Below are 20,167 nucleotides of genomic sequence, written 5' to 3'. Positions count from 1 at the left end.
GGTTGATGGTGCACAGTACACTTTTATTAACAATAATACGGATAATCAAATCGATTGGTGTATCGTGATGATTTCATTATTCGTATTAACGCTAGTTATCAATGCCTAAATCAAGCTGGGGCAGCATAACATACTGCCCCAATTTTCATTATAGTAATGCTGGAATGCCGTATTTGCCTTCAAGCATACCTACTGCCAGCATCGCAATCAGACAGACAACCAATACACCGCCAGGGATGATGATTTTGTCTGCGAAAGATAGCTTCGATGCACGCTCTTTGTCACCGATAAGGCCGTTGTTGTCCAGTAGCATAGTCAGTGCCCATGCCAGAACCGGGTTAACAACTGCAGCTGCAAAGATACAGATACCAGCAGATTGTGAATCTTTTGTTTCTTTTACCATCTGCACACCGGCTTCCAGCAGTGGCAGGAATACACCAACAAGTAGTGCTACACGCATTACTGGCGGCCATACAGCTACATCCATTGGGAAGCCCAGGATGGCGATGAACATAACCAGAAGGCCTAGGATAATCGCACCGCCAGGAATAGGACGCTTGGCGATAGCAGCCGGGATCATGTAGGTACCCCAAGACGATGTGATGTTACCACCACCAAGTGCTGTACCGACCATCTGGCGGATAGAACACATAGTCATAGTGTCATCAACATCCATCAGTACTTTGTCAGTACCGCGTGGGTAGTTAAGTTCCTGGAAAATACGGTGGCCAAGGAAGTCTGGTGACCACATAGCAACAGCCAGGATGGCAAACGGCAGTGATGCAATGAAGTGCTGCATAGTTGGCAGACCTAGCATCCAGCCTTCTTCTGTGCTGCCCCACCAGTACACAGGGTTCAGGTTAGGCAGACCCATTTCAGTTTCAAACTTAAGATCGAAGCCGGCACCCAGAACCAGGGCAACAAGCAGGCCTGTAACAGCACAGGCAGGAATAGCCAGCCAACGCTTGTTGATGCGGGCCAGGTAAGCATAAAGAACAATGTTGACAGCCAGTACAATCAGACCGACATAGCCCATGCTGCCCGCTGCGATATCAGCTGACTGCAGGCCGGTCGCCCAGGTCTGGATTGAGCCGATCTGGCTCATGGTACCGGTAAAGCCAAGGAATATCAGCAGGCCACCGGCGGTACCTTCCGAGGTCAGGTTCACCAGTTTGGAACCGCCTTTGAAGTAACTAAGCAGAAGACCGAATACACCAAGAAGGATAGCAAGAGCAAGAGGGTGGGCACCGGCCAGGGCGATAGCACCGATAAGTGGGATCATCGGACCGTGGTTACCGGCCAGGTTGGCGCGGGGGTTGATAAATCCGGATGCTAAGACACAGAAAAGAAGCGCAGGAAGCAGCATCTCTACACGAGCAACTTCGATAGCGAACTCTTTACCCAGATTGATGTGATCCCAGGCTTGAGTCAGGCCGTCGGCCCAAGACATCATTACCGCAGAGTACATTGCGATAATACCGATAGTACCGGCCAGGGCTGGGACTAAATCTTCTAGCTCAAAACGGAAGTCACGACCCGGCAGGTTCAGGCCGAAGCGGCGTGGCTTCATGATTTTCAGCTCATGATCAAGATAGTCAGAGCGACTTGAGAAGTCAGAGGCAGGGCGGTGCAGCTCCTGATAACTTCTTTCTTCAGATGACATAAGTGCCTCGTTCTACGTTTAAATAATTTTTGTATTTAGTGTATCTAACTTTGAGCGCAACCTGGAAATAACCCCTCAGGTGCAAGCTGTTCTATGTGTAATTATATTTCACCAAATTTTACTGAAGTGTACCGCTTGGTCCGATAAAGGGAATTGATCTCGATCACTACGCTTAAAAAAATGTAGGAAAAAAACCAAAAAAAATTGAGCGAGAAGTGCATTTGTTATGAAAAATGAAAGAGATTATATAACTAAAGTAAAACTGTGAACGGGGTCGCAAATAGCTGATTTGGGTTTAAGTTGTTGATTTTTAATGACTTGATTTGCAGCGGCCCATAATCTGTGTTCTACAGGGGAGTCTACACCAAAAGAGGCAGTAATGCGTGCATTTTATGACCAGGGTGATTGGGCTGTAAAAATAGTCATAAAAAAAGCCAGCAACTGAGTTGCTGGCTTTTTTGGCGTCAAAGTTGCAACTTTGTAATAAAATTACTGATTATTTGCTTTTTTAGTGACTAGCGGTGTTGTGCTATGCCACTGGCAACCCTTTACCGCTGGATGATTTGGAACTCACCCAGTTGGTTTTTCTGATTCTCAGCCAGCTGTGACAGGTGGCTGCTGGCCTCGGCCGTCTGGCTAATACCGGCCACGTTCTGGCTGATGATGTCATTAATCGTGGTGATATTGCGGGTAATATCGTCAATCGCCCGGCTTTGCTCGTCAACTGATGCGGTAACATCGCCGTTGACCTGACTGATATGCTCAAGCGCCTGGGTAATGGATTCAATCTGGTTGCTGGTTTGTTCTGCGATTTCGCTATTGGTTCTGACCTTGCTCAAGCTGTTGTTGACGGCATCGACAACGGCTGAGGATTTGTGCTGCAGCTGTTCGATGATAGTTTGGATCTGCTGGGTTGAGTCCTGTGTCTTGGCGGCAAGCACTCTGACTTCGTCGGCAACCACGGCAAACCCGCGACCGCTTTCGCCAGCACGGGCGGCTTCGATTGCTGCGTTAAGTGCCAGTAGATTGGTTTGCTCCGAAATTGAATCGATAACAGTGATGACTTCGCTGATCTTGATACTCTGCTCATTGAGATCGATAACCTGGGTTGATGTTTCATCAAGTTGCGAGGCTAAATCCTCAGTCAGCTGACGGGAGTGCTGGGCAATTTCGGTACTTTCGGCGCCCATCGCCAGTGCCTGCTGGGCACTTTCGTCGGCGGTCTTGGCATAACCGTCTACCTGGGTGGCGGCAGCAGATAGCTCGGTAACCGCAGCAGCAATTTGCTCCACCTGTTGTTGCTGCTCCCGGCCGTTGACCTCACTTTGGGTCATAACTGCAGCCAGCTCTGTCGAGGAGGTCGCAACTTCGTCACTGACACCGCGCAGCGAGCGAATGGTAGCAGCAAGCTGAGAAATGGCATCATCAAGGCTGGCACCTAGCAGGCCAATTTCATTTTTTCCCTTGATGTTTGTCTGGACGTTGAGGTTGCCTTCAGCCAGTGCCTTGACGGCAAGATACAGTGATCCCATTACGCTGCTAATCGCGTTGGATAGGATGATACTGATCGCCAGGGCTAGCACGGTTGCAATCGCTGTTGCCGTTAACTGGCTGGTTGTCACCGAGGCTAATAGCTTAGAGGTCTTGTCCGATAATTCTTCAGTTTTTTGCAGCGAGGCCGTGGCCAGGCCGGTAATGATCTGGGTGTTGTTATTACCCAGCTCAATCATACGATGGGTCGTTGCCTTCTTGTCTTTCTGCAACTGGATAATTTCCAATAACTGGTGTTCCCAAAGCTGGGCATTTTTAATGACTGTTTGTGCTTCAGGCCAGTGCTTAAATTCATCCAGGTATGCATTGAGTTTTTTTGTATATTCTAATGTTGTCTGAGTATCTTGCTGACTTTGTCCTTTTACCCCGACAGCAACATGGTAAAGCATCAAGCCGGCAGTATCCGAGATATCGGAGAGGTTCATGGTCCAGCGATCAACGTCTTCCATACTTCTATTTTTGGCGATCAGTGTATCCGCGGCGGTAATATCCGTGGTGATCCAACTGGTCGCATCATATAGCTTGATGATGTTCTGGCGCTGGGCTCTGAGTTGTTCGGACGCCTGGACATATAATTTGTAGTTGCTGACAAAGTTATCCAACGACTGTTTCGCCTGGGGGGTGAGGGCGCGGTTGTCAGATTGCATCAGGGTGTTGAAGCTGCGCTGTACCTTGGTCAGGTTGCCATTGTTGACTTGAACCATTTCATCAAGGCGGTCATAAAACCCTAGCGCATAAATTGACTTCATGCGGCTGACATCTTGCAAGTCCTGAAATTCTTTCATCGTGCTGTTAAAAGCAATAAAGTCGTTGACTTTATTTGTGTTTGCCTCAACTTCTGATAATAGATTTTGACTAATAATGATAGTAATAATAAAACATAGAACGGCAAAGGCTGACGATAACGAAAGCAGTATCCGCAAAGGAAGGTTTTTAATTGTATTTAGCATGTTTAATCAACGTCGAAAAGTGGCTTCATATGAACATGAAACCAGTGATAGTAATTAGAATTATCGTTGCATATTGATATAAGATCGGAGAAAGCAATCGAGTTGCCCTTTATTATATATCCAGTGAGGTTAACTTAATAGGTTTATTATGTTTATCTGTAAATAGGTCGTCATGAATAATAAAATATCGAATCGTCATTATTTGAAATAATATTTAATATTCTCACATATAACTTCTTATTTTCGTTAAATAATAAAAGTCAAATTTAAATAACTAATTAAGTTCATTACGAAATATAAGAATTAGCCTGCTGATCATCTCGGTATATCAGCCCAGCTCTTTTGATTACGTGTTATTCCCTATGGTTTTGCAAGTCTGTTACATGTGTTCCGGCTTGGCATATATAGATGCCGTGCAGGCACTATTTTGCTCTTTTTGAGAGAAAACTCATCAGTGTTGTAAGTTAATGCTGACTTTTTGACCGTCGTCCCATATTGAAACAGCACCAAGTGAAAGTAATCACAGTTATCTCTTGCTCTCTGTAGCAGAATGAATTGGCCAGAGGGGGTGATCTCAAATACTTTCTCTGGTAACTAATAATTATTCATTACTTTAGTCCAATATTTCAAAAGTATTCAGACTAAAATAGATGAGAAAATGAGGGATACGATGAAAGCAACAATAGCATCAACTATAAACGCGATGCGTGATGACTATATTGCCGCAGTGAAGCGTTTAGTTGCCATTCCCAGTGTTTACCAGGATGACGATAGCGGTACGCCGTTTGGTCAGCCTATCGATGATTGCCTGACGGAAACCCTGAACCTTTGTCATGAGCTGGGGTTCGCCATTTATAAAGACCATAAAGGCTATTACGGTTACGCTGAAATAGGCGACGGTGAGCAAATGATTGGTGTGCTGGGGCACCTGGATGTTGTGCCTACCGGTGAATTATCAGCCTGGGATTCAGCCCCGTTTGAACCGGAAATTCGTGATGGCAGACTTTATGGCCGCGGGACTCAGGACGATAAAGGTCCAACCCTGGCTGCCATTTTTGCCGTTAAGGCACTGATTGATAGCGGTGTTAAATTAAATAAACGGATTCGGTTTATTTTTGGTACCGATGAAGAAACCTTGTGGCGCTGTATCGACCGTTATCTGGAAAAAGAAGAAGTGCCGCAGTGCGGCTTTACTCCTGATTCTGCATTCCCGTTAATTCATGCGGAAAAAATGCTGATCCAGTCTTGGTTGCATGGCCCGGGTGATGAATTATTACAACTTGATTGTGGTGGTGCCCTGAATGCCGTTCCTGAACTGGCGAAATATGAAGGGCCGCTTTGGGAAGAATTGGCAAGTAAGCTTGATGATCTTGGCTTTGATTTTACGGCCGAAGATGCCGAGGTAACCGTATTTGGTAAAGCCGCGCACTCTGCGGCAGCTGATATCAAAGGGGTTAATGCCATTGCCCGTTTGTGTATGGCACTGAGTGAGCTTGGTGTGACACATCCTGCGATACGGTTCGTGGCCGAGCTGGTTGGCCAGGATGCCAATGCCAAAGAGATTTTTGGACCGGTTGAAGATGTGAGCGGTCGGTTGACCTTTAATGTGGCTCAGCTATGTATTGATTCACAACATAGCAAGCTCGGTATTGATATCCGGGTACCGGTGACGTTTAGCAAAGAGAATTTTGACAGCGACATGACGGCTGTCAGCGAGCAGTATGATCTTCAATATGAAGAGTTTGATGTGTTGCCATCGTTGTATATGCCGGCTGAAAGCCCGGTTATCCAGACCTTGATGGCAGCCTATCAGGAAGTAAGCGGTGATCTGGAAAGCCAGCCTATGACCTCTGGGGGAGCAACCTATGCGCGTGCTATCCCTAACTGTGTGGCCTTTGGGGCGATTTTTCCCGGTCGCGACAAAGTTGAGCACATGCCCAACGAGTACCTCATTATTGATGACATGCTTAAAGCGATGAACGTGTATGCAAATGCGATTTATCAATTGCAGGGAGTAGAGCTATGACAACAGCAACAGAGGCTGGCAAAGCGAAGAAATCCTTCAAGATGCCAACGGTTTACACCATTCTCTTTATTATTATTGCTCTTGTGGCATTGCTGACATGGATCATGCCGGCAGGTAAGTATGACTATATCGTCAACGGCACTGATCAGGTGATCCCGGCGGCGGAAGTGCTCGACTATGACGGTGGCGAAAGACTGCTGCCGATCCCGGGCTCCTACCAGGAACTGGAATCTTCGCCACAGGGCTTTATTGACGTGCTGATGGCGCCGATCAAGGGCTTCCACAAAGCCGTAGACGTCGCACTGTTTGTATTGGTAATTGGTGGCTTCCTGGCCGTTACTATGCGAACCGGTGCCATGGACTCCGGTGTGGCGGCGATTGTACGTAAGTTCCATGGTCGCGAGCAGATGATGATCCCGGTATTGATCAGCTTGTTCGCACTCGGTGGATCGACCTACGGTATGGCGGAAGAGACCGTGGCTTTCTGGGCGGTGATCTTGCCGGTAATGGCGGCGGCCGGCTACGACCGCATGGTTGCGGCAGGGATCATTCTGCTTGGCTCGGGGGTGGGCGTACTGGCCTCGACGGTTAACCCGTTTGCTACCGGTATTGCTTCAGGGTTTGCCGGCCTGCCAATTGGTGAGGGTATTGGCTTACGAGTGATCCAGCTGATCATCCTGATTGTTCTGGCATCATGGTTTGTTATGCGCTACGCCTCCAAGGTCAAGGCAGACAAATCCCATTCAGTGCTGGCTGATATTGAATTTAACGATGAGTTCTCCCACGTAAAAGAAGATACTGGCGAGTTTACCACCAAGCAGAAGCTGACAATGGGCGTGTTCTTCGGCGCCTTCCTGGTCATGATTTACGGTGTGATCCCTTGGGAAGACATGGGCATTACCGCAATTCCGACCCTGTGGTGGTGGTTCGATGAACTGTCGACGCTCTTCCTCGCCTCTGCCATTTTGATCGCAATTATTAACCGCATGTCTGAAGGCGACTTTATCAAGACGTTCCTTGAAGGTGCCAAAGACCTGATTGGCGTAGCACTGGTGGTTGCGGTCGCTCGTGGTATTTATGTGGTGATGGATAACGGCGTGATCATCGACACCATCCTTAACTGGGCAGAAGGTGTGGTAACCGGTTTGTCCTCGGGCGTGTTTGTGGTCGTGACATACTTTGTTCACATCGTGCTGAGCTTCTTCATTCCTTCAACCTCCGGTCTGGCGACGGTTTCAATGCCATTGATGGCACCGCTGGCTGATTTCTCGGGTATCGGTCGTGACTTGATCATTACGGCTTACCAGTCTGCCAGTGGCTGGATCAATATCTTCGCGCCAACGGCGGGACACCTGGTTGCCGGTTTGGCTCTGGCCAAGATCCCGTACGAGCGTTTCCTTAAATGGGTAATGCCGTTTGTGATTATGGTGCTGGCGGTGACGGTAGTAACGCTATTTGCCGGTGCCGCAATGGCGTAATCATGCTTAGTTAGGGCCTGGTTCTGAGGTATTGGGCCGAAAAGGACGAAGACGGGGACGATGATAAGTCGTCCCCGTCTTTTTTTTGGTGATATGACCGGTCAAGCGCTTGGGGCTGGCTAATTATTTCTGATAATATCGAAATATATAAGTTGACGGATTTACTCATGGAATTAGAAATTGTTGCCAAGGCCTTGAAAGAGCTAGGCCATCCGACGCGTTTGCGGGTATATAAGCATTTGGTGAAATCAGGCTATAACGGTTTGCCTGTCGGTAAGTTGCAAGAAGAGCTGGATATTCCGGGCTCGACATTATCACACCATATTTCAGGGCTGGTGTCGGCTGGGCTGATAGAGCAACAACGTGACGGCAGAACCCTTTACTGCATCCCCCAGTACGACATGCTCGATGGGGTGGTGGGCTTTTTGCAAGATGAGTGTTGCAGTAGCCAGCCACCGGGTGAAGAAAAGGAATAAACGTCCAATCGCGTTACGATTTTGGCCGCAGGGCGAGAACATGCAGCAACCTTTCCGGGGTTTGTGGCCAGATAAGCGGGCTGGCAACCGGGTTGTTTTCGTTGAACCAGCCGGTGAAGCGCTGTGTATTGTACTGATAAAACTGCACGGTATTGTAGAGCGGCACCGTTACTTGTTGGCCGGCAATAATCTCGTTGAGTTCGCGAATAATGGCCAGCCGCTGGTGGGCGGTAGAGACGGTCGGAAACTGTGCCAGCAAGCTATCGACCCGGGCATTTTTATAGAAATGCATGGCATAGCGCGGGTACTGCGGAGCCTGGTAACGGCTATTGAACGCCGTATCGAAGTACTTGAACGGGGTCGGACCTTGCGGAAAGTTGGTCAGGGCCAAGGTATAGTCGCCATCTGTCAGGCTGTCGACGAAGTGGTTAAAATCGGCCTCGACCAATCGAATTTTCAATCCAACTTGTTCCAGCATTTCCGCCAGCAGCAGGGCGGTGGTATTAAAATCAGACCAGCCTCTTGGCGTCAGAAGCGTTAGCTCCAGCGCGCTGCCGGATGGCAGCTCCCGCCAGCCGTCATCATCCTTATCCTCGATGCCTAACAACGACAGCTGCTCTTTTGCCAGTTCCGGGTTGTATGTCATATAGGGCAGGTATTTCTCTGTCGCAATCGGATCGGCCCAATGTTCAAAGCGCTGACTCATCCCCGAGGCGAATCTTGAGGGTACCCCCTGGCCAAAGGCGGCGATATTGATCAGTTGCTGACGTTGTACCGACATAGATACCGCCCGGCGGAAATCGACTTCCTCAAAGACGGATCTTATTTCCGGCTCCGAGGCCTTGAAGTTAAATAGGAGGCTGATAGGGCTGGATGGCGGTAGCCAGTACTTAAAGTCCGGCGAGTAGGAGGCATACTGACGTTCGATATCAGGAATAAACGATCCAGCCCAGTCGAACTCCCCCTTTGATATCCGCGCGATAAAGTCATCGTTATTGGTGATCTTGGGATAACGGAGGCAGTCGATGTGACGCGCTTTTGCTTGCCAGTAGAACGGGTTGCCGCATTGCAGATAACCTGCTTCGCTAAGTGATTCTATCTGGGTATAGGGGCCGGTACCTACAGGTGTGGTATTGGCATAGGTAACGGGATCGGCAACCTTCTCCCACTGATGCTTGGGAACAATTGGCAATAGCACCAGATTATAGGCGACGAGGGCATTGGGGTTATTAAGCTTGAAATAGACTTCGTGCGGGCCAAGTTTTTTTACACTTTCTACCCATTGATTTATGCCATGTGAATCAAGTTCTGGATATTTTTGTGCTAGAGAAAATGAAAAAACAACATCATCAGCGGTGAATGATTTTCCATCTGACCAGGATATTTTTTCTCTGAGGGTAAAAGTGATCCCTTTCAGATCAGGGTCCAGCTGGTAACCCGTAGCAAGTCGGTATTCCGGCTTATTGTTTTGCAGGGTATTGAAAACAATGAGAGGCTCAAAGATAAACTCATGCGTCGTAGGCATGCTTGCCTTGGAGAAAGGGTTAAAATTGGCAGTAATCTGATCGACGTAGGCCGGGACTACAGTAAGAACACTGCGGTTTTCTTGCTCTTGGGCCAATACTCCTGCTTGACAGGAAAGCACTATCAAACCAATGAGTAACAGCCTAATGCTATAGTGAGTTACTTGATTAAAATAGGCTCTATACATATACCAACCCGGCCCGACTTACGCTATGACGATTTTATCGCAATAACCTACCTTAAGTTGGGGCTATTATCAAATCTCCTGATCGGGCTGATAAATGACTAATTATGCACACTATTTAACTGTTGATTCTTGAGGTTTTTAGGTTAACAAAATGTTGCTAATTGTGGTTCGTGGTGATACCTTCGATGAAGTGCTCGGAAAACAGACTATATCTCTATAACTGAATTTATGTGCCAGAAGGCTAAAAAACGGTCAGATGAGAGTCATTAAAGAGCGTAATTTCCCGATTCACGGAGCAACAGGAGTTAGCGCGCATGGCAGATGTAGTGGCGCTTGATGTAAAGGAACTGCATAAGTCTTTTGGTCAGAATGAAGTCCTAAAAGGAATTTCGCTGACGGCTCACCGTGGCGATGTTATTTCAATTATTGGTTCTTCCGGTTCAGGGAAGAGTACATTTCTTCGCTGCATCAATTTATTGGAAACCCCGACTCAGGGTGAAATCTGGGTGAATGGCGAACTGATAAAAATGAAAAATAATCGCCGGGGAGAGTTTTTACCGGTGGACGAAAAGCAGGTTCAGCGAATTCGCTCGCGGCTTGCGATGGTTTTTCAGGGCTTCAATCTGTGGTCGCATATGACAGTGCTGGGTAATGTTATCGAGGCGCCTATTCATGTATTGGGGGTTCCCAAGGCCGAAGCTATCGAAAAGGCCGAGGAGTTGCTGAAGAAAGTGGGTCTGTACGAACGACGTAACTATTACCCGGGCCATTTATCTGGCGGTCAGCAGCAACGGGCTGCAATAGCAAGGGCGCTGGCAGTCGATCCGGAAGTCATGCTATTTGATGAGCCGACATCTGCTCTGGATCCGGAGCTGGTGGGCGAAGTGTTGGGTGTCATGCAGGATTTGGCACAAGAGGGCAGAACAATGCTGGTGGTCACCCATGAGATGGCGTTTGCCCGCGATGTGTCCAACCAGGTGATGTTCTTGCATCAGGGATTGGTAGAAGAACAGGGGCATCCCGACAAATTATTTACCAACCCTGAATCAGAAAGGTTACAGCAGTTTATTTCTTCGATTTACTAAACTGAGTATTCGGTTTTTTTATCACTGCGTCGGCTTGTTTGGGGACAGGCCGGTTCAGGTGCAAACACAACAGGAGTAGAAGATGAAAAAATGGATTTTGGCAGCTGCCATGGTATCAGCACTTGGTGCAACATCGGTGCAGGCAAAAGACTGGAAGGTTGTTCGTTTTGGTATCGAAGGTGCCTACCCTCCATTTAGCTGGACAGAGCCAAGCGGTGAGCTGAAAGGCTTTGATGTTGATATGGCCAACGCGCTGTGTAAGGAGCTGCAGGCAAAATGTAAGATTGTTGCCCAGGATTGGGACGGCATCATTCCTTCGCTGCTAGCCCGTAAATACGACGCCATTATTGCGGCGATGTCGATTACCGAAGAGCGCAAGAAGAAAGTTGACTTCACTGGCAAATACGCCCTTATTCCAAACAAGTTTGTTGCCAGGAAGGGAACGGATATTGAGTTCACCAAAGAGGGGCTCAAAGGCGTGAAGGTGGGGGTTCAGCGTGCAACAACTCACGATAAATACCTGACAGACAACTATGGTGGTTCTGTTTCTATTGTACGTTACGGCTCCTTTGATGATGCCTACCTGGATCTTAAGGCAGGCCGAATTGCCACTATCCTTGGTGATGCCTCAGCGCTTGAAGAAGGTCTGCTGAATAAGAGCGGTGGTGATGGTTATGAGTTTATTGGCCCGTCACTGACCGACCCTAAGTGGTTTGGCGATGGCTTCGGTATCGCTGTTCGTAAGCAAGACAAAGACCTCACCAAGCAGCTGGATCAGGCTATCAAGTCTTTGCGTGAAAAAGGCATCTACCAGGAAATTGCAGCGAAATATTTCGCTTACGATGTCTACGGTCAGTAAAGCGTTGTAGGTATGAGTCTCTAGAGGCGAGTATCGAGCCGAGATGCTCGATACTCGTCCCTGGTTACTTCTCCCTTTGCAGTATAAAGGAGCAACCTTTTGTTAGATTTAAAAGGATATGAATGGTCACTGGTTGAAGGGGCATGGATTACCCTGCAGGTAGCCTTGCTATCGCTAGTGCTGGCCATGATCTTAGGTATGCTGGGTGCGTTGGCGAAGCTTTCTCCGTATCGCTGGGCGAGGGCGGTAGCCACACTATATACCACGGTGATCCGCGGGATCCCTGATCTGGTGCTGATGATGCTGATTTTTTTCGGCGGGCAGATGCTGTTGAATGACAGCCTGTATAGCATGAATGAATGGCTCAACAATTACTTCTCCTCATCGGATCCGAATCATGAGTGGACGGAGTATCTGCCGGACTATGTTGAAATCAGTCCGTTTGTCGCCGGTATTCTAACAATTGGTTTTATCTTCGGCGCCTATATGGCCGAAACCTTCCGCGGGGCCATTTTATCGGTCGATAAAGGTGAGCTTGAAGCCGGAAAAGCCTATGGCATGAGTGGTTTCCTTTCTTTTCGACGTATTTTGTTGCCGCAGATGATCCGCCATGCCTTGCCGGGATTTGGTAATAACTGGCTGGTATTGCTCAAAACAACCGCTCTGGTATCAATTATTGGCCTCGACGACATGGTCCGTAAGGGGGCACTGGCTGCCGGAACGACTCAGATGCCATTTACCTTCTATATGACGGTTGCTGTTATTTTTCTTATCTTTACCTCTTTTTCCACCACGGCACTTAAGTGGGTAGAGCGTAAATTCAGTATTCATGCGAGGTAAGTGATGGACTTTAGTATTCTTATCGAGAGCTGGCCACTCTACCTCGAAGGCTTCTATACCACGGTATGGATGGTGTTTGTTGCCCTGATTGTCGGGCTTATTATTGCGATTCCGATTGGGATTGCCAGAAATAGCAAACTGCCTGTCGTGTCCGGACCAGCATGGGCGTTTATTTACTTTTTTCGCGGTACACCGTTGTTGATCCAGCTGTATCTGATCTATTACGGATTAAGTCAGTTGATTGTGGTTCAGGGTACCCTGTGGCAGGATGCCTGGTTTTGTGCGCTGGTGGCTTTTGTTCTGAATACGGCTGCCTACACCGCTGAAATCATTCGAGGCGCGATCAATAGTATGCCAAAAGGTGAGATAGAAGCGGCGAAGGCATATGGCATGAGCACGCCACAAGCGTTTCGTAGGGTGATACTTCCCAGTTCTTTGCGACGTGCGCTGCCAGCCTACAGTAACGAAGTGATCTTTATGGTCCATGGCTCGGCTGTCGCCGGTATTGTAACCATCGTTGATTTGACCGGGGCCGCCCGAATTGTCAACTCGCGCTACTATGCGCCGTTTGAGTCTTTCTTGTTCGCAGGTCTGTGCTATATGGTGCTGACATTTATCATTATCTGGGGCTTCAGAAAGCTGGAAGGTCACTGGATGAAGCATCTGCGCCCGCTGACTTGATGGAGACCGCGCCGACAGAGAATAGAGCCAGCCTTGCTGGCAAGAAAAGAAAGCCCAGATTTCTCTGGGCTTTTTGCATTGCTCGGGACTTGCAGTTACTTGAATGTCGACCAAATCGGCGCATGATCAGACGGCTTTTCGATCCCGCGCAGTTCGTAGTCGATCCCTGCCTCGATACAGCGCTCTGCCAGTGACGGGGTTGCCAGTACCACATCAATACGCAGGCCACGGTTATCGACAAACCCTTTGGAGCGGTAGTCAAACCACGAGAACTTGTCGTCAACCTCAGGGTGAAGCTGGCGGAAGGTATCGACAAAACCCCAGTCCATTAATGTTTTCAACCATTCGCGTTCAATCGGCTGGAAAGAACATTTGCCAGTCTTCAGCCAGCGTTTGGCGTTGGCTGGCCCGATACCGATATCCAGGTCGATAGGGCTGATATTGATATCACCCATAACAATCACTTCTTCTTCATTGTTGTGGTGATCGTTCAGGTAACCCATCAGATCGGCATAGAATTTTTCTTTCGCCGGAAACTTGGTCTCGTGGCTGATGTTATCGCCTTGCGGGAAATAGCCATTGAGGACGGTGACTTTCTTGCCGTCGGCCTGCTCGAAGGTTGCCATAATCATACGGCGCTGCGCATCTTCGTCATCGGTCGGGAAGCCTTTTTTCACCTCGACAGGCTCTTGTTTGCAAAGCATAGCAACACCGTAGTGCGCCTTTTGGCCGTGGTGGTAGACTTTGTAGCCCATCGCCTCGACATCTTCGAGCGGGAAGGCTTCGTCGTGAACTTTGATTTCCTGAAGGCCGATCACGTCAGGCTGATGTTTGTCGATCAGAGCCTGAAGCTGGTGAAGGCGAGCCCGGAGGCCGTTGATGTTGAATGAGATGACTTTCATTTTAATTATTCCCAAAGGTTATCAGGCTGTTAACTGGCATTCGTTGGATTTTATCATACAACCGGGGAGGCGGTGAAAGAACTCTTGTTGGTTACGGGTTTAATATTAGGGAAATAGATGAAACTAAATGTTTTGAGACAAGTAAGATCTTACTTTTAATATATTTACAGGTGTGATAATTTTCATCCATCTATTTATCAAGCCTAACAATAATGAAACCAATAGATGATATCGATATTCGGTTGCTAAAGCTGTTTTTGGCAATTGCCGATAGTGGTGGTTTTTCTGCAGCTCAATATCAATTAAATATGCACCAATCTAGCATAAGTAAAAAAATGAGTGATTTGGAAACGCGACTGGGAATGACACTATGCCAACGCGGAAGAGGGGGGTTTAATTTAACGACAGATGGCTTAAAAGTTTATGAAGCCAGTAGGAAACTGTTTGAACATATCAATGATTTTCAATGTGAAATTAATGATATACGCAATATATCAAGTGGAAACATCCAGATAGGTTTAACCGATAACCTGGCCACAAATAACCATTGCCACATTCAGACTGCGATCAGTGAGTTTTGTAACAGATATTCAAAAGTAAATATCAATACCCATATATTTGATACGGCAATGATCGAATCAAACTTGTTAGACAGTAAGTTTGACGCTGGGATTACATCACCAGAAGTGTTTAAAAGTGGCCTAAAGTATATTTATATTTTTAATGAGCAACAGTATTTATATTGTACCCCTTCGCATCCTATCCTGAGTTTGGGGCGGACAGTGACGGCTGATGATATCCTGGCTCATCCTGTTGTCGACCGTGGCTTGGCCCACCCGGTAACACCGTTGAATCATATTAAAGAGCAGGCGTATAAATCGAAAACGACGAACATGGAAGCAACTGCACATATGATTCTCTCTGGTCATTTCATTGGTTATCTTCCAGAGCATTATGCTCAAATATGGTTAGAACGTCAGAAAATGGTAAAAATACCGATAACTGCCGAATTGGAATATAAGCCGAATTTTTATTTGACGATAAATGAGCAGCAAGATTTGTCCTGTGCAGCGAAAGCCTTGGTTTCTGCTATTAAAGAGGCTCATGGTGTTAATACCGACAGTTAATTAACATTAGCAGTAACAAGTGTTATTGTTGGCTTAATATTTTGTGGTGATAATATTAAACTGGTTGTACTTTTAATAAGGTATATATAATAGTAATGTCTTATTTTTGGCCTCTTTCCCTTACTTTATTAAAAAGCCAAGTGAATATAATAAAATAGCTATTTAATGTTGGAGCTAAATAGATATAACTACGCCCTCTTCGATGTGGTTATTTTGAGGCTCCACCTATGCAACACCCTTCTTTATCGTTTGACCTTCGTGTAATTGAAGACAATGCCCGGATATTGGGACATCTTTGCGGCGATAAAGGAGTTATTCCCGTGGGAATTTCCAAGCTGATTGCAGGTACGGAGTCGATTGCTCGAGCGATGATATTAGGTGGTATTCAAACTATTGGGGATACACAGCTACAAAACCTGATGAAGATCGCCGATCTTCCTTTACGGAAAATGCTGCTACGAAGAGTGTTGTTGTCGGATGTTGAGGATGTTGTTGAGTATGCTGATATTTCTCTTCACACCAACGGCGTAGTACTTGAAGCATTGTCGAGAGCGGCGGTCGCGGCCAGCAAGAGTCATGAGGTGATTCTTATTCATAACTTTGACAGTTTGCCTGATACTCCGGCTAATGGCTTCGGTACGGAAATACTGGTCGAGCAAGTGTTAAGGCTACCGGGCCTGACGTTTGGCGGAATCTGCAGCCAGTTGGCGTGCTATGAAGACTATGAAAAGGGCTCGGTGGGAACGGGTGACGCAACTGACTATTCAGCTTATTCGATTTGTTCTACTGACTTTGCAGGCAGCCATAGTGTCGAGAGCTTGTCGGGGGCCGACATTGCAGGCGTTGTACTCAGGATGGCTGAAAAAAATAGCCTGCCCAGCCTGATCCAGTTACGTATGGGGAGTGCTTTAATCATGGGGCTCGGTTTAAATACGACTTTAATCCCTGATATGCCCCAGTCCGCAATCAGCCTTGAGGCAGAAATCGTTGAGATAAAAGAAAAGTCTTCTGTTTATATGTACTCCATTCATGCAGAACAGCCCAATCACGAGCTGCAGTTCAACGATCGCGGTCTCAGGTTAAGAGCCCTGTGTGCTATCGGGAAGCGAGATGTTGATGTTCGGCAGCTAACGCCTGCCGATGATGGCATTATGATTATCGGGGCGACGGATAAGGTGTTGATTCTTGATATCACTGATGCCAATACCAGCTATCAAATTGGTGAGCCCCTGCATTTTCATCTTTCATACCATGGTGTACTGCAATGCATGGCTTCAAAGGCTGTTTCCAAGCAATACTGGTGTTAGCCATTATCAGGTAGCTGGTCTCAAGGTATAGCTTGCGATATCTGCCTATTCAGAAACTTCGAACAACATCATCAATCCCTTGATACCGACCTTAAGTCAGGAAGCACTTATACTCTATAGCCAGAACGAAAGACTTTTTACTGAATTCTGGGGGTTGAGATGGGTAAGTTAGTAAATGGTGTATGGCAGGATGTCTGGTATGACACCAAATCAAGTGACGGTGAGTTTGTGCGCGAAGATGCAGGCTTTCGCCATTGGCTAACGGCCGATGGCAGCAACGGACCAGAAGGGCAGCAGGGCTTCAAGGCTGAATCCGGGCGCTATCACCTTTATGTTTCGCTAGCATGTCCCTGGGCGCACCGAACGTTGATTTTCCGTCATCTTAAAGGATTGGAGCCACATATCGATGTGACGGTGGTGAGCCCGGATATGGGGGAGCAGGGCTGGGTATTCCGTGAGCCCGAGCCGTTGTATGGTTTTCAACATATGCACCAGCTCTATAGCAAAGCTAAGTCGGATTATACTGGCCGGGTAACAGTTCCCGTATTATGGGACAAACAAACCCAGACCATTGTCAGCAATGAGTCGTCAGAAATCATCCGGATGTTTAACTCGGCATTCAACCATATCACCGGCAACACTGACGATTATTACCCGCAGGTGCTGCGTGCTGACATCGACAAGTGGAATGATTATATCTACCCAACCATCAACAACGGTGTGTATCGCTGCGGCTTTGCGACTACGCAAGAAGCTTATGATGTTGCGTTCGAAGAGTTGTTCGCAGCATTAGATAAGGTTGAAAATCACCTGGCTGAGAGTCGCTACCTTGCCGGTGATACATTGACAGAAGCGGACTGGCGCCTCTTCACTACCTTGGTCAGGTTTGATGCCGTCTATGTTGGCCACTTTAAATGTAACCTTAAGCGGATTGCTGATTACCCGAACATTCAAGGTTATCTCAAAGAGCTATATCAATATTCAGAAGTGGCGAAAACGGTCGATTTTCACCACATCAAGCGTCATTACTATTTCAGTCATACCATGATCAATCCGACTGGCGTTGTTCCGCTAGGACCGGAGTTGGACTTGTTGTCTCCTCACGGCCGCGATCGACTGTAATTCCTTCGTACTCTCGTGCCGGACTAGCTGGCTAGTGGCGTTTGGATACTGGCGGGTAGGTAGTGGCTGGCTCTCTTTCTGTAGGCCACTGCCAGCCGTATCTGGTGAGGGGGATGTTGCGGTTCACTCATCAGACTCAGCACATTATCGCGCCATTGTGCCAGATCATCCGGTAATGGCATGGCAGAAACTGCTTGCAGGCTCTGCCGAATCTTGTCCTCGTCAAATTGCTTCAGAAGATATAGACACTGCAACCGTCCTATGTGTGCTTCACTGCAGTAGGGGTAATCAATGAGAATTTGCTCGTAGAGAATCAGGGCCTGGTCTGCCTGATGAATATCAAATAGCTGATAGCAATGGGCGAGGGTGCTTTCGAGATTTCTCACTGACTGTATCAGTGCCTCATTGCTTCTTAGTGCGTCAAGGCGGTTTTGGCTATGGCCGTCAAACTGATCGCGCAGTTTCAGGGCTCGGTTTATCTCGCCAATCAGCTTTGTTTCGCCAAGGTGAATCAAGGCGGGCAGTACATCGGCCAGAATCACCGAGGGCAGCTTGGTTATAGAGTCGAAGTAGGTCGACAAACCGAGCATGAGCCGCCGCTTGGCCTTAAGGGGCTGTTCTTGAGCCAGATAGAGTCTGGCAAGCGTAACATGTCCAAAGCAATCCAGGAAGGGTTGCTGAATAGGCAGCAACCTTGAGTGGGCACGATGGTGGATCGCTTTCAGTTCCTGTCGAAGAACCCTGCGGCTTTTATTTGTTGATTGAGCAAAGTACAGCTGTTCAAAAATCGCGGTAAATTCGGCAAAGCGAATGATCCAGCCGATATCAATAATGGGCAGTCGCGAGGCAAGTGTTTTTCCTGCGCTAACAAGGTTCTCTGTGTTATTAAGATCTGCGGCCAGTTGGGCAACTCTCAGTGCCCGGTGGCTGATGCTCGGAGTGAAGCTCAAGGCGGTTTCGGCTGTTGTGAGCGCTTCGTAATAATGCTGGCTCTCTTCCTGGTAATGAGACAGGCAGTCGTAGGCATCCATAATAAGCGGCGAGCGTTTGATAAGCTGCTCAAGTACCGCAATGGCATCGGCCAGCATGCCCTTATGGTGCAGAAGGCGAGCTTCAATCAGACTAATCTGATGGGTGGGATTTTTTCGTTTTAAAATAGTGGTAATCTGCTCGGCCTGTTCCCATTTCCCGGATTCAATAAGCAAATCCAGCAATAAAGCTTCAGTTCGATGGTTATGCCCTTGCTCTCTCAGCTGCTTTTTGCACAGCTCGATAGCCATAGTGATCCCATGTACCTCCAGCGCCTCGTAAATCGGTTTGCGCTCGACACATGCTATACGCACTTCAGTTAATTTCCTCTTGAGCCCTGACAGAGTAACAGGCTTGGTCATAAAACTGTCAGGCTCGACAGCCATCGAGGTCAGAATCACCTCGGTAGAAGCATCGCCGGAGATCATGATGATGCCGCAATCAGCCGAGATATATTTACGTTTTCTCAGCAGACAAAGTAGTTCAAAGCCGTTGAGGGTGGCATCAAGGTGGTAGTCGGTTAGCAGCAGATCGTAATGATGCTTTTTACAGCTTTCGATAGCATGTTGATGGGTGAGTGAGACGTCGATATTGCGAAGCCCAAGGTTGTTCAGCAGGCTTTTTAACATGGCCGCAGCTGTACGCTGATCATCAATAATCAGTACTCTTAACTTACTGAAATCAATATCAATTGATTGAGAGTTGCTGCTCTGGAACTGGGCCATAACATACCCCTGCGTTAGCATCAAATATGCATTTGGTTTTACTCTAGCGTGATTTGCAGGATCGGCTTTGTCTCAAAAAAGAGATTCTTCTTAAATGGTAGTCTTTTTTTGAGTTAGTAAGAACAAAAAAACAGCACAAAAAAAGCCAGCTGCTTGCGCAACTGGCTTATAAATGATGGTGGAGGGAGATGGATTCGAACCATCGAAGGCGGAGCCGTCAGATTTACAGTCTGATCCCTTTGGCCACTCGGGAACCCCTCCACGGGGTGTTGCTAAATTGTCGGCTTTTAAAGCCAGAAAACTGTCGGCCACTCTAGTGAGTTAAACAATTTTCAAAATGATGGTGGAGGGAGATGGATTCGAACCATCGAAGGCGGAGCCGTCAGATTTACAGTCTGATCCCTTTGGCCACTCGGGAACCCCTCCACGGGGTGTTGCTAGTTGTTGGCTTTTAAAGCCTGAAAACTGTCGGCCACTCTAGTGAGCTAAACAATTTTCAAAATGATGGTGGAGGGAGATGGATTCGAACCATCGAAGGCGGAGCCGTCAGATTTACAGTCTGATCCCTTTGGCCACTCGGGAACCCCTCCACGGGGTGTTGCTAAATTATCGGCTTTTAAAGCCAGAAAACTGTC

15 protein-coding genes and 3 tRNA genes are annotated in these 20,167 nt (G+C 47.6%); 10 read left to right on the top strand and 8 right to left on the bottom strand.

Annotated features, from left to right (window positions below):
• Positions 1 to 148 precede the first annotated feature (148 nt).
• Both L4D19_RS26950 and L4D19_RS26945 read right to left on the bottom strand, forming a co-directional pair.
• Positions 149 to 1,663, bottom strand: coding sequence for a DUF3360 family protein (locus L4D19_RS26950; protein WP_160653209.1), 1,515 nt, complete (start codon positions 1,661 to 1,663; stop codon positions 149 to 151).
• 548 nt (positions 1,664 to 2,211) lie between these two features.
• Positions 2,212 to 3,999, bottom strand: coding sequence for a methyl-accepting chemotaxis protein (locus L4D19_RS26945; RefSeq protein ID WP_428454957.1), 1,788 nt, complete (start codon positions 3,997 to 3,999; stop codon positions 2,212 to 2,214).
• A gap of 835 nt (positions 4,000 to 4,834) precedes the next feature.
• Here L4D19_RS26945 and L4D19_RS26940 point away from each other — a divergent pair.
• The 3 genes from L4D19_RS26940 (at position 4,835) to L4D19_RS26930 (ending at position 8,144) form a co-directional block, all read left to right on the top strand.
• Positions 4,835 to 6,190 (top strand): M20 family metallopeptidase, encoded by a 1,356-nt coding sequence (locus L4D19_RS26940; protein WP_428454956.1) that lies wholly within the window; start codon positions 4,835 to 4,837, stop codon positions 6,188 to 6,190.
• Positions 6,187 to 7,668, top strand: a complete 1,482-nt coding sequence (locus L4D19_RS26935) for a YfcC family protein (protein WP_160653218.1) — start codon at positions 6,187 to 6,189, stop codon at positions 7,666 to 7,668. The genes L4D19_RS26940 and L4D19_RS26935 overlap by 4 nt, the downstream gene beginning before the upstream one ends.
• Positions 7,669 to 7,835: 167 nt before the next feature.
• Entirely contained in the window at positions 7,836 to 8,144 is a 309-nt protein-coding gene (locus tag L4D19_RS26930; protein WP_428454955.1) for an ArsR/SmtB family transcription factor, read from the top strand.
• A 13-nt stretch (positions 8,145 to 8,157) separates the two neighbouring features.
• Here L4D19_RS26930 and L4D19_RS26925 read toward each other — a convergent pair whose 3' ends face one another.
• A complete protein-coding gene (locus L4D19_RS26925) occupies positions 8,158 to 9,765 on the bottom strand; it encodes an ABC transporter substrate-binding protein (protein ID WP_428454954.1) in 1,608 nt (535 codons plus the stop codon).
• A gap of 404 nt (positions 9,766 to 10,169) precedes the next feature.
• Here L4D19_RS26925 and L4D19_RS26920 point away from each other — a divergent pair, with 404 nt between their 5' ends.
• The 4 genes from L4D19_RS26920 (at position 10,170) to L4D19_RS26905 (ending at position 13,320) form a co-directional block, all read left to right on the top strand.
• Positions 10,170 to 10,940 carry an ABC transporter ATP-binding protein gene (locus tag L4D19_RS26920; RefSeq protein ID WP_075763174.1) on the top strand — a complete coding sequence of 257 codons (771 nt, stop codon included), beginning with the start codon at positions 10,170 to 10,172 and terminating at the stop codon, positions 10,938 to 10,940.
• Positions 10,941 to 11,022: 82 nt separating this feature from the next.
• Positions 11,023 to 11,799, top strand: coding sequence for an ABC transporter substrate-binding protein (locus L4D19_RS26915; RefSeq protein ID WP_160653227.1), 777 nt, complete (start codon positions 11,023 to 11,025; stop codon positions 11,797 to 11,799).
• 99 nt (positions 11,800 to 11,898) lie between these two features.
• Entirely contained in the window at positions 11,899 to 12,639 is a 741-nt protein-coding gene (locus tag L4D19_RS26910) for an ABC transporter permease (protein ID WP_428454953.1), read from the top strand.
• 3 nt (positions 12,640 to 12,642) lie between these two features.
• The gene (locus tag L4D19_RS26905) at positions 12,643 to 13,320 is read left to right on the top strand and encodes an ABC transporter permease (protein WP_428454952.1); all 678 of its coding nucleotides are present in this window, start codon (positions 12,643 to 12,645) and stop codon (positions 13,318 to 13,320) included.
• Positions 13,321 to 13,415: 95 nt separating this feature from the next.
• On the opposite strand, the gene xthA is transcribed toward L4D19_RS26905, so the two are convergent.
• Positions 13,416 to 14,222: an exodeoxyribonuclease III gene (gene xthA, locus L4D19_RS26900; RefSeq protein WP_428454951.1), complete on the bottom strand. Its 807-nt coding sequence runs from the start codon at positions 14,220 to 14,222 to the stop codon at positions 13,416 to 13,418.
• A gap of 212 nt (positions 14,223 to 14,434) precedes the next feature.
• Here xthA and L4D19_RS26895 point away from each other — a divergent pair, with 212 nt between their 5' ends.
• From L4D19_RS26895 to L4D19_RS26885, 3 genes are all read left to right on the top strand, one after another.
• On the top strand, positions 14,435 to 15,349 hold the full coding sequence (locus L4D19_RS26895) for a LysR family transcriptional regulator (protein ID WP_428454950.1): 915 nt from the start codon (positions 14,435 to 14,437) through the stop codon (positions 15,347 to 15,349).
• Between the two features lie 227 nt (positions 15,350 to 15,576).
• Positions 15,577 to 16,656: a type III PLP-dependent enzyme domain-containing protein gene (locus L4D19_RS26890; RefSeq protein ID WP_428454949.1), complete on the top strand. Its 1,080-nt coding sequence runs from the start codon at positions 15,577 to 15,579 to the stop codon at positions 16,654 to 16,656.
• A gap of 159 nt (positions 16,657 to 16,815) precedes the next feature.
• A complete protein-coding gene (locus tag L4D19_RS26885) occupies positions 16,816 to 17,778 on the top strand; it encodes a glutathione S-transferase family protein (protein ID WP_428454948.1) in 963 nt (320 codons plus the stop codon).
• 23 nt (positions 17,779 to 17,801) lie between these two features.
• Here L4D19_RS26885 and L4D19_RS26880 read toward each other — a convergent pair whose 3' ends face one another.
• The 4 genes from L4D19_RS26880 to L4D19_RS26865 all read right to left on the bottom strand — a co-directional run bounded on the left by L4D19_RS26880 (position 17,802) and on the right by L4D19_RS26865 (position 20,122).
• Positions 17,802 to 19,532: a response regulator gene (locus tag L4D19_RS26880; protein ID WP_428454947.1), complete on the bottom strand. Its 1,731-nt coding sequence runs from the start codon at positions 19,530 to 19,532 to the stop codon at positions 17,802 to 17,804.
• A gap of 176 nt (positions 19,533 to 19,708) precedes the next feature.
• A tRNA-Tyr gene (locus L4D19_RS26875) sits at positions 19,709 to 19,793 on the bottom strand.
• Positions 19,794 to 19,873: 80 nt separating this feature from the next.
• Positions 19,874 to 19,958, bottom strand: a tRNA-Tyr gene (locus L4D19_RS26870).
• A gap of 79 nt (positions 19,959 to 20,037) precedes the next feature.
• Positions 20,038 to 20,122: transfer RNA gene (locus tag L4D19_RS26865), tRNA-Tyr, on the bottom strand.
• Positions 20,123 to 20,167 lie beyond the last annotated feature (45 nt).

The organism is Photobacterium kasasachensis (genome assembly GCF_050336885.1).
In the GTDB taxonomy this organism is placed as follows: Bacteria; Pseudomonadota; Gammaproteobacteria; order Enterobacterales; family Vibrionaceae; genus Photobacterium; species Photobacterium kasasachensis.
This window is presented reverse-complemented; position numbering and strand designations above follow the sequence as displayed.

Excerpts from the sequence above, each read along its gene's own strand:
- L4D19_RS26945 (WP_428454957.1), bottom strand. The coding sequence starts at position 3,999 with ATGAAAGAATTTCAGGACTTGCAAGATGTCAGCCGCATGAAGTCAATT.
- L4D19_RS26915 (WP_160653227.1), top strand. The coding sequence starts at position 11,023 with ATGAAAAAATGGATTTTGGCAGCTGCCATGGTATCAGCACTTGGTGCA.
- xthA (WP_428454951.1), bottom strand. The coding sequence starts at position 14,222 with ATGAAAGTCATCTCATTCAACATCAACGGCCTCCGGGCTCGCCTTCAC.
- L4D19_RS26920 (WP_075763174.1), top strand. The coding sequence starts at position 10,170 with ATGGCAGATGTAGTGGCGCTTGATGTAAAGGAACTGCATAAGTCTTTT.
- L4D19_RS26935 (WP_160653218.1), top strand. The coding sequence starts at position 6,187 with ATGACAACAGCAACAGAGGCTGGCAAAGCGAAGAAATCCTTCAAGATG.
- L4D19_RS26905 (WP_428454952.1), top strand. The coding sequence starts at position 12,643 with ATGGACTTTAGTATTCTTATCGAGAGCTGGCCACTCTACCTCGAAGGC.
- L4D19_RS26895 (WP_428454950.1), top strand. The coding sequence starts at position 14,435 with ATGAAACCAATAGATGATATCGATATTCGGTTGCTAAAGCTGTTTTTG.
- L4D19_RS26930 (WP_428454955.1), top strand. The coding sequence starts at position 7,836 with ATGGAATTAGAAATTGTTGCCAAGGCCTTGAAAGAGCTAGGCCATCCG.
- L4D19_RS26890 (WP_428454949.1), top strand. The coding sequence starts at position 15,577 with ATGCAACACCCTTCTTTATCGTTTGACCTTCGTGTAATTGAAGACAAT.
- L4D19_RS26950 (WP_160653209.1), bottom strand. The coding sequence starts at position 1,663 with ATGTCATCTGAAGAAAGAAGTTATCAGGAGCTGCACCGCCCTGCCTCT.
- L4D19_RS26940 (WP_428454956.1), top strand. The coding sequence starts at position 4,835 with ATGAAAGCAACAATAGCATCAACTATAAACGCGATGCGTGATGACTAT.
- L4D19_RS26885 (WP_428454948.1), top strand. The coding sequence starts at position 16,816 with ATGGGTAAGTTAGTAAATGGTGTATGGCAGGATGTCTGGTATGACACC.
- L4D19_RS26880 (WP_428454947.1), bottom strand. The coding sequence starts at position 19,532 with ATGGCCCAGTTCCAGAGCAGCAACTCTCAATCAATTGATATTGATTTC.